The organism is Dyella japonica (genome assembly GCF_040545895.1).
Classification (GTDB): domain Bacteria; phylum Pseudomonadota; class Gammaproteobacteria; order Xanthomonadales; family Rhodanobacteraceae; genus Dyella; species Dyella japonica_D.
Genome location: NZ_JBEPMU010000001.1, coordinates 1,379,542 through 1,393,546 on the forward strand (window position 1 = coordinate 1,379,542; position 14,005 = coordinate 1,393,546).

Consider the following 14,005-nt stretch of genomic DNA (forward strand, 5'->3'; position numbering starts at 1 on the left):
AAAGCAGAGGGACTCGGGGCGCGGAGATTAAAGCAGGTGGCAGCGAACCAGGCGTGAAGGGCGAAGCCTCCGGCGTTCGCATTTCGTGGATGATTCTTTCGGCAAGCTTCCTTGACACCCTTGCCACGCTCTCAGGGAGCCGAACATGAAACGAAACGCATCCGCCGTCTGGTCGGGCGGTCTCAAGGAAGGGTCCGGCACCATATCCACGGCCTCGGGCGTGCTGCACGAAGCGCGTTACGGCTTCCAGTCGCGCTTCGCGGACGGACCGGGCACCAACCCCGAGGAATTGCTGGGTGCGGCCCACGCCGGCTGCTACACGATGGCGCTCGCGCTGGGCCTGGAACAGGCAGGCCACGCCGCCACGCGCATCGAAACCAAGGCGGTGGTGACGCTGGACAAGGATGGCGACGGCTTTTCCATCACCACGGTCGATCTTACCTGCCGCGCGAAAGTGGATGGCGTCGATGCCGCCACCTTCGACAAGATTGCCAAGGCAACCAAGGAAGGCTGCCCCGTGTCGAAGGTGCTCAAGGCGACGATCAATCTCGACGCCAAGCTCGAAGGCTGAGCGCAACGCCGCGCATCATCCGGCGCAACCCGTGCGCACCGCCCGCTGTGCCGCTTGTCGCGCGGCGCGGCGCGCGCGCACGGCCTGGGCGAGGCGGTCGAGTACCTGCACGGAAGCCTCCCAGTCGAGGCAGCCATCGGTGATGCTCTGGCCGTAGCGCAGCGGCTGGCCTTCCAGCAGGTCCTGACGACCGCCGACAAGGTGGCTTTCCACCATCACGCCCACGATGCGCTGCTCGCCCGCGGAAAGCTGTGCGGCGATGTCATCGATCACGCGCGGTTGGTTTTCCGGCAGCTTGTGGCTGTTGGCATGGCTGGCATCGATCATCACGCGCGGCGGCTGCCCATTCCTGGCGATGGCGGTGCACGCCGCGTCCACGCTTGCCGCGTCGTAGTTGGGCGTCGTGCCTCCGCGCAGGATCACGTGGCAATCCTCGTTGCCTGCGGTGGCGGCGATGGCAGTGTGGCCGTCCTTGGTCACGGCCATGAAATGGTGCGGCTGCGATGCGGCATTCACCGCGTCCACCGCGATCTTCACGTTGCCGTCGGTGCCGTTCTTGAAGCCCACCGGGCACGACAACCCCGACGCCAGCTCGCGATGCACCTGGCTTTCGGTGGTGCGCGCGCCTATGGCGCCCCACGCGACGAGATCGGCGATGTATTGCGGCGTGATCATGTCGAGGAATTCGCAACCGGCCGGCACGCCCAGCTCGTTGATGTCGCGCAACAGTCCGCGCGCCATGCGCAGGCCTTTGTCGATGCGAAAACTGCCGTCGAGATCCGGATCGTTGATGAGCCCTTTCCAGCCCACCGTGGTACGCGGCTTTTCGAAGTACACGCGCATCACGATCTCCAGCTCGCCCGCGTGTTGCTTGCGCTGCTCCGCCAGACGGCTGGCGTATTCCAGCGCGGCCTTGGTGTCATGGATCGAACACGGGCCGATCACCAGGGCCAGGCGGTCGTCGTCGCCGGCAAGAATGCGATGCAGCGCCTGCCGTGAAGCGCTCACGGTATGCACGGCGTGCACGCTGGCGGCGCAGTCGCGCATCACCTCGGCCGGCGCGCTGAGCGGCGTGATGGCGCGGATGCGTAAATCGTCGGTGGAAGGGTTCACGATGGTCTCCTGGGGGGATCCACTCGCGACCATGAAAAAGGCCGCCAGTGGTGGCTGGCGGCCTTTTTGGGAATGGTGTCTTGTCGTTACGACAGTCGAGACCAACCCTCCGCCAGCGGCATCGGATAGCCGTAAAACCAAAAATACTGGCGGGCGGTGTGGGAGGTCATGGTCGTTAGAGATAACACAGGCTTTTCGCGCATGCAAAGGATGCATCTGAAACCAAGCAGTACACTCCTCCGCATGTCGCTGCCGTGGAATCTCCTCACCCGCCCTGCCCGCGAACCCATTCGACGCTGGGTGCTGAGCGCGTTTCCGCGCGGCGGCGGTGGACACGTGGACTACGATCATCCGGTGGGCGATCCCGGCCTGTTCGGTCCCGGCAGTGCCACCTGGCGCGTGCATGCGGATTTTCCTGCGATGCTCGCCGGCGGTCTTGCGGCGCTGATGCTGCAGACCCTGCACCCGCTTGCGCTCGCGGGCGTGTGGGATCACTCCAACTTTCGCGACGACCTGATTGGCCGTCTCCGCCGCACCACCTCGTTCGTGAGCGGCACCACGTATGCGCCTGTCGAGCAGGCACAGATGCTGATCGACCGCGTGAAGCACATCCATGCGCAGGTGAAAGGTGCCGCGGAAGATGGACGTCCATACGCCGCGGATGATCCGGACCTGCTGACATGGGTCCACGTCACCGAAGCCTATAGTTTCCTGCAGGGCTATCGTCGCTATAGCCATACGGCGATGCCGGCGGGCGCTGCGGATCGTTACTACGATGAAGTCCGTCGCATCGCCGAAGCGCTGGGCGCGCGCGACGTGCCTGCATCGGAAGCGCAGATCACCGCCTATTTCCGGCACGTGCGTCCGCAGTTGAGCTTCACCGAACGTTCGCGTGCGGTGCTGGACGTGTTGTATCGCGTGCGTCTTCCCGTGCCCGTGGCAGGCCTGTCGCGCGATGTGTTCCTGCAGGCAGGTGCTGCCCTGCTGCCGGCCTGGGCGGATGCGCTGCTGCAACGCACGCCGTTGCAGCGCGCGCAGTCGCGATTGGCCGCGCGTGCGCTGTGGTCGGTAGCGCCGGTATTTCGCCTGGCATTGCAGGACGGTATCGGCAGCCGCGCCTGCATGCGTGTCGGCGTGCCAGCCGACACGCTGCAACATTGGCGCTGACTCAACTCTCCGCCATCGCGGCGTCGTAGCGTCGCTGCATTTCCTCGGCGCTCACCTCTTCGATCTGATGGCCCACCAGCCATTCGTGGCCGAAGGGATCGCGCACGGTGCCGCCACGTTCGCCGTAGAAGAAATCGGTGGCCGGGCGAACCAGGAAACCACCGGCCTCGACGGCACGCGCCAGCACCGCATCGGCATTGTCGACGTGCAGATGGATGGAGACGCTGGTGCCGCCGATGCTCTGCGGGCCTACGATGCCATGTTCGGGATATTCGTCCGACACCATCAGCACCGAGGGCCCCATCGTCAGCTCGGCGTGCCCGATGCGGCCGGTGCCCGGTTCGTCCAGCCGCATGCGGAGGGTGGCGCCGAACACCTTCTGGTAATACGCCAGCGCCGCCTCGGCGTTGCGCACGCGCAGGTAGGGAAACATGTCCTTGATGACGGGTGGCTGGTTCGTGCTCATCGCGGGGCTCCAAGGGTGGGATTGGCAGCCCCGACACTATGCCCAGCGCGACGGCTCGTCTTGGTGAAAATCCGAGGCCAGGCGCGGCCTCGCGGGTGCCGCGAGATTGACACGCAACGCCGATCCGCTAACGTCGCCGGACCTGAACGCACGGCGCGGTCAAGGAACGGCACGAGGCAGGCTCTCCATTGGCGACGCTCATTCCATCCCGCAACAGTTGCCTGCCGCAGATGACCAGCGGCGAAAAGCGCTTCTCCGAACGCCTTGAGCAGAAGCTCGAAGACGACTACCTGATCTGGTACGACGTGGCCATCGGCCCGCGCCAGCGCCGCCCCGACTTCATCGTGTTCCACCCTCGCCGCGGCCTGCTCGTGCTGGAGGTGAAGGACTGGAAGCCCGGCACCATCCAGCAGGCCGACCGCACCCTGTTCACGCTGATCACCGGCAGCAGCAGCGTGAAGGAGCACAACCCGCTGATGCAGGCGCGTGACTGCGCCAGCGAGATCTACAAGGTGTTGGCGCAGGACCCGGCCCTGCGCCACCCGCCCGGCCACACTTACGAAGGCAAGCTGCTGATGCCGTGGGGCTACGGCGTGGTGCTTGCCAACATCAGCCGCAAGCAGTTCGAGGCCGGGCAGCTGGAGGCGGTGATTCCCGCGCACCTGGTGATCTGCCAGGACGAGATGTACGAATCGGTGGAATCGGAAGCGTTCCAGGAACGGCTGTGGGCGATGTTCCCGCAGGTGTTCCCCACTGCGCTCACGCTGCCGCAGATAGATCGGGTGCGCTGGCACCTGTTCCCGGAGATCCGCGTGGAACCGGGCGATGGCCAGTTCGGCCTGTTTTCCGCGAGCGAACGCAGCGGCGCCACCAGGATCGCCATCCCCGATCTCATCAAGGTGATGGACGCGCAGCAGGAACTGCTGGCTCGTTCGCTGGGCGACGAGCACCGCATCATTCACGGCGTGGCCGGCTCGGGCAAGACGATGATCCTCGGCTTCCGTGCGATGGAGCTGGCGCGTTCGCTGTCCAAGCCGATCCTGGTGCTCTGCTACAACAAGACGCTGGCCGCGCGACTCGAACAGCTCATGGGCGAGCGCGGCCTGAGCGACAAGGTGCAGGTGTACAACTTCCACAAGTGGTGCCGCAGCATGCTCACGGCCTACCACGTCCCCCTGCCCGAGGACGGCCCGCATTTCGCCGAGGAACTGCCGCCGGCGGTGATTGCCGGCGTGGACAGCGGACAGATTCCGCGCTTCCAATACGGCGCCGTGCTGATCGACGAAGGCCACGATTTCGAGCCCGAGTGGTACAAGCTCATCGTGCAGATGATCGATCCCAACACTAACTCGCTGCTGGTGTTGTACGACGACGCACAGAACATCTACGGCCAGGCCAACCGCAAGAAGCTCAGCTGGAAAAGCCTGGGCGTGCAGGCGCAGGGCCGCACCACCATCCTCAAGCTCAACTACCGCAACACGCTGGAAATCCTTTCGGTCGCGCGCGGTTTCGCCAACGAGCTGCTGCTCGGACGCAGCGAGGACGACGACGGCGTGCCGCTGATCGCGCCGGAAAGCGCCGGCCGCCGCGGCGCGCTGCCCGAGCTCATTCGCGTCGAACGGCAGGAAGAACAACTGCCGGCCATCATCCAGCGCCTGCGCGATGAGCTGGCCGCAGGGCGCCACCTGTCGGACATGGCGGTGATCTTCCGCAACAGCTGGGAAGGCGAAAAACTGCATGAAGCGCTGCAGCGCGCCGGCATTGCCAGCCAGCTCGCCGAGGGCAACGGCAAGAGTTCGCTGTTCGTGGTGGATGACACCGTCAAGCTGGTCACCATGCATTCCAGCAAGGGGCTGGAGTTCCCGCTGGTGATCATTCCGGGCCTGGGCTCGCTGCCCAAGCCCGGCAAGAACGAGGCGGAAGAAGCGCGCCTGCTCTACGTCGCGATGACGCGTGCGACGGAACGGCTGGTGCTGATCCATCACGAGGATTCGATCTTCAGCCAGCGCATCCGCAATTCCATCAACGACGTGCAGCAGCAGCTCGCGAACGCCTGAGCGCGCCGCCTCTTCCCTCGCCGAGGCGCCGGGGTTGATACTCGGGCAAACAGCTGCCGGCGGGTGTTCCATGCGTGATCTGTTCGACGACACCGTTCTTGCACCGCAACCGCTTGAGGTTGCGCTGACGCTGCCCGCCCGCTTCTACACCGATCCGCGCATGCCGGCGCTGGATGCGCGCGCCATCTTCGCGCGCAGCTGGCAGCTGGTGGGCCATCAATCGCAGGTGGCCGAGGTGGGCGACCACATCGTCACGCAGATCGCCGGGTTGCCCTTGATCGTGGTGCGCGGCGAGGACCGCACGATCCGCGCCTTCCACAACGTCTGCCGTCACCGTGCAGGGCCCATCGCCAGTTGCGATGGCAAAGGCGCGAAGGCCTTGCGTTGCCGCTACCACGGCTGGACCTACGGCCTGGACGGCGTGCTGCGCGGTGCGCCGGAAATGGGCCGCACGCAGGACTTCAATCCCTCGGACATCCGCCTGCCCGAAGTGCGCGTACAGGTGTGGCAGGGACTGGTGTTCATCGCCATCGCCGATGCGCCGCCGTTCGCCGACGTGGTGGCCGGCATCGACGAACGGCTGGGGCCGGAACGTTCGCTGGAGCACTACGTGTTCCATCACCGCGCCAGCTACGAGGTGGCCTGCAACTGGAAGGTGTACGTGGACAACTACCTCGAGGGCTACCACGTGCCGCATATCCATCCCGGTCTCAATAGCCTGCTCGACTATCGCAGCTACATCACCGAGACGACGCCCTGGTATTCGTTCCAATACAGCCCGCTGGAAAGCGCGGACGACCTGTATGGCAGCGGCGAGGCGCTCTACTACTTCATCCATCCCAACACCATGCTCAACATCCTGCCCTCGCGCCTGCAGACCAACCGCGTGCTGCCGCTGGGCGTGGATCGCTGTCGCGTGGAGTTCGATTTCTACTATCCCGCCGACGACAGTGCCGAAGCGCAGGCGCGCCGCACGCGCGACGTGGCCTTCAGCGATGAAGTGCAGGAAGAGGACGTGACCATCTGCGAGGACGTGCAGCGCGGCCTTGCCTCCGGTTCGTACGACGCGGGCCGCCTGAATCCGCTGCGGGAAAATGCCGTGCATCATTTCCACGAAATGGTGCGCCGCGCGTATCGCGAATCACTCGACCTCGCGTGAATGCCGGCGCGAAGGTGACGATGATCCTTCTCGCCCTGCGCGCTGAACGCATGAACTCGCGATCAGCAAAGCTGACGCTTCATTGACGCATCCTTCGCGGATGGGGCAGTCTCATCCAGGCGTATATCGGGAGAAGCGCTGATGAAGCGGCTTGTGTGGATCGTGCTGTTGCTCTTGGGATTCGCCAGCCCCGCCGCGTTCGCGCAGGGCTTGAACGGCGTGGTGACCGCATACGTCGATCTCTACGCGGGCCCTGACCCGGGTTATCCCCCCATCGCGCAATTGCCTGCCGGCACGCCCGTGGCAATCCAGGGTTGCACGCAGGGATGGGGTTGGTGCGATGTCATCACGCAAGGTTTGCGCGGATGGGTTGCAGCCACCTTCGTGCAATACACCTACCAGAGCCAGCCGGTGTACGTGGCCGATTACGGCGCACGCATCGGCATTCCCATCGTCACGTTTTCGATTGGCGCGTATTGGGGCTCGTACTACGTGAATCGCCCGTTCTATCGGAACCGCGATTACTGGTATGGCCGTCCATACGCACCGCGCCCGCCGCCGCGTCCGCCGGGTTGGCACCCGGGTGCCCGCCCGCCGCCGCCCGGTCATTGGGCACCGCCGCCGGGTGGCCATCGACCGCCACCGCCGGGCAACCGTCCTCCGCCGCACGGCAATCGTCCGCCGCCGAATCAAGGTGGCAACCGGCCGCCACCGTCGCAGGGGCACCGTCCGCCTTCGGATCATCGTCCTCCGACCAATCATCCAGGGCCCAATCCGGGCACTCGTCCGCCTGGGCAAGGCAGGCCGCCGGGCGGTTCGCCACCGCAAGGCAATCGCCCACCGCCGAACCAAGGTGACCATCGTCCGCCGCCGAATCAGGGCGGCGGTCATGGGGGGCCCAAGCCGCAGGCGCGCCCCGCGCCCGATCAGAAGGGCGACAAGCACCCGGCGTAACCGCCGCTGGCCCGTGCCGAACAACCGGCGCCGCAGGGCGTCGGTTTGTGTCAGTAGGCGTCGGTTTGCGCAGGCTGCGTTTTTCGCCGATATCCGCCGAAGCCCCGCTTTTTGCCGACGTTGCCGCGCTATCGCCACGCCCGTCCCGTGGCACGACTCTTGCCCCTCATTCCATCGAGGAGCGGGGTTCTGGCAAGACGCCGTCGGATCATTCGGGCATGGGCCTGCCGGGCATGCGAAAGGTGTATCACCGGAACCCCGGTGAGTTGCATCATTCGTCCTGAGCGAGCGCGATGCCGTGGCAGCAGCGAGCTTTCGCATGAGCGTCAACGCACGAGACTGGGCAAGGCGGCGACCGTTCCCCGTAACGGTTCGCCTGCCGTTGGCCGCGGCCAACGACAGCCGCGTACATCGGCGCCACTACCTGCCGGTCTGCCTGAAGTTCGTGCTCGCGTTGATCGTCTCGCTGGCTTGGGCCGCGTTTGCATACGCCACCGCGCAGCACTGGATGGGCGCGCTGGAGACGCCCGGCAAGCAGCTGACGGCGCATCTGCTGGTGATGGGCGTGGCGGTGTTGCCCGCCTTCATGAATGCGTTTCTCGCGGTGGGCCTGCTGCTCGATCGCCGCCCGCCCCGCTCGCACTTTGCCGACGGTGATTTTCCCGGCGTCACCATCCTGATCGCCGCGCACAACGAGCAGGACAGCATCCTCGATACGCTCGCCAGCATTGCGGCGCAGCGTTATCCCGCACGCATCGAAGTGATGGTGATCAACGACGGCTCCACCGACGCCACGCTCGAGCAGCTGCGCAGCGTGTCGTATCCGTGGCTGGAAGTGCTCGACCTCAAATCCGCCGGCGGCAAGGCGAACGCGTTGAATGCCGGGCTGCGCCTGGCCTCCTGCCCGCTTACGGTCACGCTCGATGCCGACGCGCACCTGCATCCCGATGCGTTGCGTCGCCTGGTGACGCGCTACATGAGCGACCCGCCGAACACGGCTGCCGTGGCCGGCGCCGTGCTCGTGCGCAACTCGCGGCAGAGCCTGGTCACGCGCATGCAGGAGTGGGATTACTTCCAGGGCATCGCGGCCAGCAAGCGCCTGCAAAGCCTGTTTCAGGGCACGCTGGTAGCGCCGGGCACGTTCTCGCTGTATCGCACGGACATCCTGCGCGTGGTCGGCGGCTGGCCCCATTGTGCGGGCGAAGACACCGTGCTTACCTGGGCCATCCTGCAGGACCATCATCGCGTGGGTTACTGCGAGGACGCCGTCGCCTTCACGCGCGTGCCCGCCTCGCTGTCGCCGTTCCTGCAGCAACGCCAGCAGTGGGCGCATGGCCTTATCGAAGCATTCAAGGCGCATGGCTCGCTGCTCTTCCGCCGACGCCTGAGCACGTTCTTCATCGGATGGAATCTGCTGTTCCCGTACATGGATCTGGCCTACACCATCGCGCTGGTGCCCGGCATTCTGCTGGCCTGCACGGGTGTTTACTGGCTGGCAGGTGCGATGCTGGCGTTCGTGGTGCCGGTGAGCCTGCTGGCCAACGTCATCATCTACGTGGTGCAGGCGCGCATGTTCCGCTCGCTGGGGCTCACCGTGCGGCGCAATCCGTTCGGGTTGTTCGGTTATGCACTGCTTTACGGGCTCGTGCTCAAGCCGGCAAGCGTGATGGGTTATCTCTCCGGTCTGGCGGGATGGCACGCGCGCGACTATTCGCGATGAGCCCTGCCCTTCACGCCATCGGCCACGGCCACCAGCCGGCGCGTTGCAGCGCGTAGCGATCCGCCGCGCGCTCGAAGCGGTTATACACGCTGATGCCACCGCACAGCGCATAAAGCGGCAGGAACAACGGCCCCAGCACCATGTACTGGAACACGTGCGCGCGCTCGTGATCCGCCAGTGAAATGCGCGGTTCGTTGCCATGCCCTGCGCGATGCGCATAGGTGAAGCACGGCGTATCGAGTTCGTCGCAGGAATACAGGATCACGTTGCCCAGCGTGAGCGCCCCGCCGCTGCCGCGATGCGGCATGCGCCGGAACGCCAGCGCCCACTCGCCTCGACGCCACTGCGGCCGCGCGCCCCACGGCATGCACGCCAGGCCCGCCAGCAGGCCAAGCAAGCTGTTGGGTAAGGTCCAGCTCACGCCAGCCAACAGGAGCAGCCAGCGGCCTGCCGTCGTTCCGCGTTCCCGGCTCTGCACGTGCAGCCTCCTTGTTTACCGCTGCGGCGGACACCATCTGATGCTTCATCGAGTTTTGGCCACCGAGGCCTGCCATGTCCACTCCGTTGAACGTTCCCTGCCCCCACTGCGCGGCCCTGAATCGCGTGCCCGAGGATCGGCTCGGCCAGCATCCCGCATGCGGCCGCTGCAAGCAGCCGCTGTTCGACGGCAAGCCGGTGTCGCTCACCAGCGACAACTTCGATGCGGTGGCCGCGCGTGGCGACCTGCCCGTGGTGATCGATTTCTGGGCGCCGTGGTGCGGGCCGTGCGTGAGTTTCGCGCCGGTGTTCGCGGAGGCGGCGAAAAGCCTGGAACCGCAGCTCCGGCTGGCCAAGGTCGATACCGAGGCTCAACCGGCGTTGGCGCAACGTTTCGGCATTCGCAGCATTCCCACGCTGCTGGTGATGCGCAACGGCAAGGAAATCGCGCGCCAGGCGGGCGCGCTTAACGGCATGCAGCTGCGTCAGTTCCTCGCCAACGCGCTGCGCTGATTCACGTCACGAACTGCACGACAGCATGGAACAGCCGGCCTTGTGGGTTGCCCAGGCCGGCCGCTTCTGCGCGTAGCGTTCACGACCGGGCTGATCGTCATACGGGTGGCGCATGACGTCGAGCAATTCATGGATGCCCGCGTAGTCGCCCTGCATCGCGCGATCGATCGCTTCCTGCGCGAGGTAGTTGCGCAGCACGTAACGCGGATTGACCGAGCGCATGCGCTCACGCCGCTGCTCGTTCGACCACGCATCACTGCGCGCGCGTGCCGCGTAGTTTTCCAGCCACGTTCGAAACGCCGGCTCGAAGGCCTGCCGCTTGGCGTCGTCGTAGAACGCATCGTGCAGCGGCGCCAGTGAAGGCTGCGACGGATCCACGTCGGCCAGCGCGCGAAAGAACAACGTCATGTCGACGTCCGCCTCGGTGAGCAGCGCGTGGAGTTCGCGCATGCGTTCCACGTCGCCCTCTTCGCAGGTTGAGAAACCAACGATGGCGCGGTCGGCGTCGGCATACGCCGCCGCGTAACGATCCAGGCCGGCCTGCAACGGTTCTGTGCTGGTGAACAGCGGCGCCAGCGCCATGGCCAGCCGGCTCAGGTTCCACCATGCCACGTTTGGTTGCTGGCCGAAGCGATAGCGACGACGGCCCGCGTCCGTCGTGTTGGGCGTCCACTCGGGATCGAAATTGTCGACCCAGCCATACGGACCGTAATCGATGGTGAGACCGAGTATGGACATGTTGTCCGTGTTCATCACGCCATGCACGAAACCCACGCGCATCCACTGCGCTACCATGTAGGCGGTACGTTCGCACACCTGCGCAAACCACGCGGCGTATAGCGACTCGCCTTCGCCCGGCAGTTCGGGGAAATCGCGTGCGATGGTGAAGTCGACCAGCCGGCGCAACAACGCGATGTCGCCGCGCGCTGCCGGCAGTTCGAAATTTCCGAAGCGGATGAAAGACGGCGCCACGCGACACACGATCGCACCGGGCTCTTCCTGCGGGTTCCCGTCGTAGAACATGTCGCGCACCACGGCATCGCCGGTCACCACCAGGCTGAGTGCGCGCGTGGTCGGCACGCCGAGGTGGTGCATCGCCTCGCTGCACAGAAATTCGCGGATGGACGAACGCAGCACCGCACGGCCATCGGCACCGCGCGAATACGGCGTGCGTCCCGCGCCTTTGAGCTGCAGTTCCCAGCGATGCCCATCGGCCGCGATCGCTTCGCCCAGCGAAATGGCGCGCCCGTCGCCCAGTTGGTCCGCCCACACGCCGAACTGATGGCCGCCGTAATTTGCCGCGAAAGGCGCCATGCCTTCGAGCAAGGCGTTTCCGCCGAGCACCTGGGCGAGTTGCGGGCTTGCCATGTCCGCCGCATCCAGGCCTAGCGTCTCGGCCATCTCCGACGACCATGCCACGACGCGCGGCGAAGCCACGGGCGTGGGGTCGACCCGGGAGTAGACGGCGCCCAGCACCTGGCGTTGCCGCGAGCCTTGTTCAGGATCTCCCGGCAGCTCACGCACGAACGAATTGTCGAAGCTCAGCCCGGTCATCGTGTGGCTCCGCAAAGCACTGGATTTGCATGCGCCGTTCGCGCGATGAAATGGGCATTTTTCCGGTCAGAAACGCAGAACATTGCGTGGTTCACCTTTGTGAAGATGATGGCATGGCTTAAGACAAACTTACGCCAAAATTCAGTGCCCATTGGCATTTGTGTATCGCGTGTGAAGCTGCTTATATGTGGCCTGAACGGTCACGCAGGGGTGACCGGGAGCCACGACATGCACATGCTTCTTGCCCGTTCCGCCATCGAGCGCGGAATGCAGCTGGTAGCAGGGATGCTGAATCATCGGGACACGCCGGACGTCCGTCACAACAACCACCAGGATCACAGCAGTTTCCAGCTGGTGTCCTGGCAACCAGGCGCGCATTCTCGCCGCGAGGACGAACTCGCCCGACGCCGCCAGCATCCGTTCGGTTAAACACCACGCGAGTCCACGCGCGCATCAGCCGCCAGCCGGCGATTCAAAGATGCGCGCGATCTCGTGTTCTTCAAGCGCCCGCCATTCGCCCGGCTGCAGGTTGTCGAGCGTCAATGCGCCCACGGAAATCCTCGACAGCGATTCCACGTGGTTGCCCACCGCGGCGAACATGCGTCGCACCTGGTGGTAGCGGCCTTCGGTGAGCGTCACTCGCGCGCGGCGCGGTTCCAGCACGTCGAGCACCACCGGTTCCAGCGGATCGGTTTCCGATTCCAGCATCATCGTGCCGCTGGCGAACAGCGCGCCTTCGTCGCCACGCAGGTCGTTTGCCAGTGTCGCTTCGTACACCTTCGCCACGCGCGCCTTCGGCGAAATGATCCGGTGCAGCAAGGCGCCGTCGTCGGTGAACAACAACAGGCCGGACGTGTCGCGATCGAGACGCCCCACCGTGGAAAGCGCCGGATCGCGCACGCGGTACCGCGGCGGCAACAAGTCGTACACCACGCGACCGATGTCCTTGCGCGAGCATGTAGCGCCCAGCGGCTTGTTCATCACCAGCACCATGCCCGCCGGCGGATCGAGCGGTTCGTCGTCGATGCGGATGTGTTCGTGCGGCACCTTGTCGTCCGCGTACAACACCTCGCCATCGGGATCGGTGATGCGTCCTTCGCGGAACATGAGCGTCACTTCCTTGCGGCTGCCATAGCCCAGGTTGGCGATGAGCTTGACCAGTTTCACGCGCGCACCCCGCGTGCTTCGATCACTTTGAATCCGTCCTGCGTTACCACCGTGCGTACCTCGTTGAAACGTGCGGCCAGCGTGGCCTCGTAGGGAAGATGGCGATTGGCCACCAGCCAGAATCTGCCGTGGGGCAGCAGCGCATGGGCGGCGGTATCGATGAAGGCACGACCGAGTTCGGGAAGATCGGCACGCCCCTGGTGAAACGGCGGATTGCTCACGATGGCGTCGTAACGTCGTGGCAAACCCTGGGTCACGTCGTGCCAGTGCACCGCGAACGGGACGGCACGCGCGTTGTCGTGCAGTGCACGCTGCAGATTCTGTCGCGCCGGTTCCAGCGCGCGTGCCTCGGCTTCGAACAAGTCGATGGACGACACCGCCGGACAATGCGCCAGCACCTGCGTCGACAGATAGCCGTAACCCGCGCCAAGATCCGCCACGCTGCCGGACAGATCCGCCGGCAAATGCGCGGCCAGCAAGGCCGATGCGGTATCCACGCGATCCCAGGCGAACAGGCCCGGGCGGCTGACATAGCCGGCCTCGTTGAGATGCGGCGCGTCGAGCAATGCCCAGGCTTCAAGCCGTTCCGCATTCACTTGCGAGCCCAGCGGCTGTGTCCAGAACACGCGGCACTTGTGCTTGGAGATCTGGTTGAGTGGACCGGCGACGCTCGCCAGATCGTTTTCCGCAGACTTGGCGCCCTCCGCATTGGGCACCGCCACGAGCACCACGCCGCCTTCCGACGCCCTGCGCAGCGCATGCGCGAACAGCGCGCGCGCTTCGTCGCGTTGACGCGGCGGCAACACCAGCACCAGGGGAAACCGCTCGTCACCGCCCGGCGTTGCCACGGCCAGACCGCTGCGCTCCAACGCCTCGGCGAACGGCTTGAAGCTTTGCTCGCACACCCAGTGCTTCTGCGCCATCTCACGCAGCCGGAAGCCGTCACGCGCACGCAGGAACAGCACGCGCCCATCCGCAGGCAGCATCAGGTTGCCCGTTTCGAAAGGCACGAAGATGGCCTCCAGCGCCGCGTCGTGGGCTGCGGGAGAGAAAGAGACAGGCATCGGACGATCGGTCCTTGGAGGGG

Annotated in this window: 14 protein-coding genes; 8 read left to right on the top strand and 6 right to left on the bottom strand. The window is 65.4% G+C overall.

Annotation, left to right across the window (positions count from 1 at the left end; all coding sequences use genetic code 11):
• The first annotated feature begins 145 nt into the window (after nucleotides 1–145).
• Nucleotides 146–571: an OsmC family protein gene (locus ABIC75_RS06105; RefSeq protein ID WP_354012943.1), complete on the top strand. Its 426-nt coding sequence runs from the start codon at nucleotides 146–148 to the stop codon at nucleotides 569–571.
• Between the two features lie 15 nt (nucleotides 572–586).
• Here the strand turns inward: ABIC75_RS06105 and ABIC75_RS06110 are convergent, their stop codons facing one another.
• Nucleotides 587–1,684 carry a 3-deoxy-7-phosphoheptulonate synthase gene (locus tag ABIC75_RS06110; protein WP_354012944.1) on the bottom strand — a complete coding sequence of 366 codons (1,098 nt, stop codon included), beginning with the start codon at nucleotides 1,682–1,684 and terminating at the stop codon, nucleotides 587–589.
• 243 nt (nucleotides 1,685–1,927) lie between these two features.
• Between ABIC75_RS06110 and ABIC75_RS06115 the strand changes: the two genes are divergently transcribed.
• Nucleotides 1,928–2,851: an oxygenase MpaB family protein gene (locus ABIC75_RS06115; protein ID WP_354012945.1), complete on the top strand. Its 924-nt coding sequence runs from the start codon at nucleotides 1,928–1,930 to the stop codon at nucleotides 2,849–2,851.
• A gap of 1 nt (nucleotide 2,852) precedes the next feature.
• On the opposite strand, the gene ABIC75_RS06120 is transcribed toward ABIC75_RS06115, so the two are convergent.
• Nucleotides 2,853–3,317: a VOC family protein gene (locus ABIC75_RS06120; protein ID WP_354012946.1), complete on the bottom strand. Its 465-nt coding sequence runs from the start codon at nucleotides 3,315–3,317 to the stop codon at nucleotides 2,853–2,855.
• A 230-nt stretch (nucleotides 3,318–3,547) separates the two neighbouring features.
• Here ABIC75_RS06120 and ABIC75_RS06125 point away from each other — a divergent pair, with 230 nt between their 5' ends.
• The 4 genes from ABIC75_RS06125 to ABIC75_RS06140 all read left to right on the top strand — a co-directional run bounded on the left by ABIC75_RS06125 (nucleotide 3,548) and on the right by ABIC75_RS06140 (nucleotide 9,207).
• Nucleotides 3,548–5,374 carry a DEAD/DEAH box helicase gene (locus ABIC75_RS06125; protein WP_354013078.1) on the top strand — a complete coding sequence of 609 codons (1,827 nt, stop codon included), beginning with the start codon at nucleotides 3,548–3,550 and terminating at the stop codon, nucleotides 5,372–5,374.
• 70 nt (nucleotides 5,375–5,444) lie between these two features.
• Nucleotides 5,445–6,533, top strand: a complete 1,089-nt coding sequence (locus tag ABIC75_RS06130) for an aromatic ring-hydroxylating oxygenase subunit alpha (RefSeq protein ID WP_354012947.1) — start codon at nucleotides 5,445–5,447, stop codon at nucleotides 6,531–6,533.
• A 141-nt stretch (nucleotides 6,534–6,674) separates the two neighbouring features.
• Entirely contained in the window at nucleotides 6,675–7,487 is an 813-nt protein-coding gene (locus ABIC75_RS06135) for an SH3 domain-containing protein (RefSeq protein ID WP_354012948.1), read from the top strand.
• Between the two features lie 319 nt (nucleotides 7,488–7,806).
• Entirely contained in the window at nucleotides 7,807–9,207 is a 1,401-nt protein-coding gene (locus tag ABIC75_RS06140; RefSeq protein ID WP_354012949.1) for a glycosyltransferase family 2 protein, read from the top strand.
• A 10-nt stretch (nucleotides 9,208–9,217) separates the two neighbouring features.
• Here ABIC75_RS06140 and ABIC75_RS06145 read toward each other — a convergent pair whose 3' ends face one another.
• The gene (locus ABIC75_RS06145; protein WP_436407887.1) at nucleotides 9,218–9,574 is read right to left on the bottom strand and encodes a hypothetical protein; all 357 of its coding nucleotides are present in this window, start codon (nucleotides 9,572–9,574) and stop codon (nucleotides 9,218–9,220) included.
• A gap of 185 nt (nucleotides 9,575–9,759) precedes the next feature.
• On the opposite strand from ABIC75_RS06145, the gene trxC reads away from it, so the two are divergent.
• Nucleotides 9,760–10,197, top strand: coding sequence for a thioredoxin TrxC (gene trxC / locus ABIC75_RS06150; RefSeq protein ID WP_354012951.1), 438 nt, complete (start codon nucleotides 9,760–9,762; stop codon nucleotides 10,195–10,197).
• Between the two features lie 6 nt (nucleotides 10,198–10,203).
• Here the strand turns inward: trxC and ABIC75_RS06155 are convergent, their stop codons facing one another.
• Entirely contained in the window at nucleotides 10,204–11,751 is a 1,548-nt protein-coding gene (locus ABIC75_RS06155; protein WP_354012952.1) for a protein adenylyltransferase SelO, read from the bottom strand.
• 228 nt (nucleotides 11,752–11,979) lie between these two features.
• Between ABIC75_RS06155 and ABIC75_RS06160 the strand changes: the two genes are divergently transcribed.
• Nucleotides 11,980–12,180, top strand: coding sequence for a hypothetical protein (locus tag ABIC75_RS06160; protein WP_354012953.1), 201 nt, complete (start codon nucleotides 11,980–11,982; stop codon nucleotides 12,178–12,180).
• 24 nt (nucleotides 12,181–12,204) lie between these two features.
• On the opposite strand, the gene ABIC75_RS06165 is transcribed toward ABIC75_RS06160, so the two are convergent.
• Nucleotides 12,205–12,918 (bottom strand): pseudouridine synthase, encoded by a 714-nt coding sequence (locus tag ABIC75_RS06165; RefSeq protein ID WP_354012954.1) that lies wholly within the window; start codon nucleotides 12,916–12,918, stop codon nucleotides 12,205–12,207.
• Nucleotides 12,915–13,982 carry a class I SAM-dependent methyltransferase gene (locus tag ABIC75_RS06170; protein WP_354012955.1) on the bottom strand — a complete coding sequence of 356 codons (1,068 nt, stop codon included), beginning with the start codon at nucleotides 13,980–13,982 and terminating at the stop codon, nucleotides 12,915–12,917. Before ABIC75_RS06170 ends, ABIC75_RS06165 begins: the two co-directional genes overlap by 4 nt.
• Nucleotides 13,983–14,005 lie beyond the last annotated feature (23 nt).

Bases quoted from the DNA above. Each gene is read 5' to 3' on its own strand.
- trxC (WP_354012951.1), top strand. From the start codon at position 9,760: ATGTCCACTCCGTTGAACGTTCCCTGCCCCCACTGCGCGGCCCTGAAT.
- ABIC75_RS06120 (WP_354012946.1), bottom strand. From the start codon at position 3,317: ATGAGCACGAACCAGCCACCCGTCATCAAGGACATGTTTCCCTACCTG.
- ABIC75_RS06130 (WP_354012947.1), top strand. From the start codon at position 5,445: ATGCGTGATCTGTTCGACGACACCGTTCTTGCACCGCAACCGCTTGAG.
- ABIC75_RS06105 (WP_354012943.1), top strand. From the start codon at position 146: ATGAAACGAAACGCATCCGCCGTCTGGTCGGGCGGTCTCAAGGAAGGG.
- ABIC75_RS06125 (WP_354013078.1), top strand. From the start codon at position 3,548: ATGACCAGCGGCGAAAAGCGCTTCTCCGAACGCCTTGAGCAGAAGCTC.
- ABIC75_RS06155 (WP_354012952.1), bottom strand. From the start codon at position 11,751: ATGACCGGGCTGAGCTTCGACAATTCGTTCGTGCGTGAGCTGCCGGGA.
- ABIC75_RS06135 (WP_354012948.1), top strand. From the start codon at position 6,675: ATGAAGCGGCTTGTGTGGATCGTGCTGTTGCTCTTGGGATTCGCCAGC.
- ABIC75_RS06115 (WP_354012945.1), top strand. From the start codon at position 1,928: ATGTCGCTGCCGTGGAATCTCCTCACCCGCCCTGCCCGCGAACCCATT.
- ABIC75_RS06145 (WP_436407887.1), bottom strand. From the start codon at position 9,574: ATGCCGTGGGGCGCGCGGCCGCAGTGGCGTCGAGGCGAGTGGGCGCTG.
- ABIC75_RS06160 (WP_354012953.1), top strand. From the start codon at position 11,980: ATGCACATGCTTCTTGCCCGTTCCGCCATCGAGCGCGGAATGCAGCTG.
- ABIC75_RS06170 (WP_354012955.1), bottom strand. From the start codon at position 13,982: ATGCCTGTCTCTTTCTCTCCCGCAGCCCACGACGCGGCGCTGGAGGCC.
- ABIC75_RS06140 (WP_354012949.1), top strand. From the start codon at position 7,807: ATGAGCGTCAACGCACGAGACTGGGCAAGGCGGCGACCGTTCCCCGTA.